The sequence below is a fragment of the Thioclava sp. F36-7 genome (assembly GCF_002020075.1).
Lineage (GTDB): Bacteria > Pseudomonadota > Alphaproteobacteria > Rhodobacterales > Rhodobacteraceae > Thioclava > Thioclava sediminum.
This window is the reverse complement of sequence record NZ_MPZR01000033.1, coordinates 1-681: the sequence shown is the minus strand read 5'-3', so window position 1 is coordinate 681 and position 681 is coordinate 1. Positions and strand designations below refer to the sequence as shown.

Below are 681 nucleotides of genomic sequence, written 5' to 3'. Positions count from 1 at the left end.
CGAATGCTGCGGCATGGTCGAATGGCGGCTTAGCCAGAGAAATCAAACCTGACTCCCCTCGGCTTGGTACTCCGTTGCCAGCAATCCCATGATTACGTCGTCATACCAGGCGTCCCCAATCCGAGCTGCCTCACGTTCTCGTCCCTCTTCGACAAAACCGCATGAGCGATAACAGCGTATCGCTCGTTCATTGAACGCCAAAACCCTCAGATCGACCCGATGCAACCCCAAAGTTTTAAACGCATGCGACAAGACTAGTTTAATCACCTCACGCCCCAGACCCTTCCCGAGCTGTGAAACATCATAAAGCCCAGTTGCCAAGCGCGCTCGGCTGTCATGCAGGTCAAGTCCGTCAAGACGCGCCTCGCCCAGCAAACGGCCATCGACTTCGACCGCCCAACACAGAGGATGCTTAATGTTCCGCTCTACCCAAGAGCGTGCATCGTTCTCTGTATATGGAGGAAGGCCGTTAGGATTGCCTCCAAAGCAACGCACAATTTCCGGCGAGCGTCCGAGAGCCAAACGTCCGGCAACATCTGAACGATGGAATTGGCGGAGGCTAACGCGGGGGCCATGAAGCTCGGGAGTAGTTTGGTTCATACTGAAGAATGGCACGCTTGCCGTCGCATGACTATTGCAAAGCGGACTTTGGTGCACATGCCGCGAATAAGCGCTTTGTCC

General features: G+C 55.1%; 1 protein-coding gene. It reads right to left on the bottom strand.

Going from position 1 to position 681, the window contains the following annotated elements; genetic code table 11:
• Positions 1–42 precede the first annotated feature (42 nt).
• A partial coding sequence (locus BMI89_RS20515; RefSeq protein ID WP_246832097.1) for a GNAT family protein occupies positions 43–681 on the bottom strand: 639 nt, incomplete at its 5' end.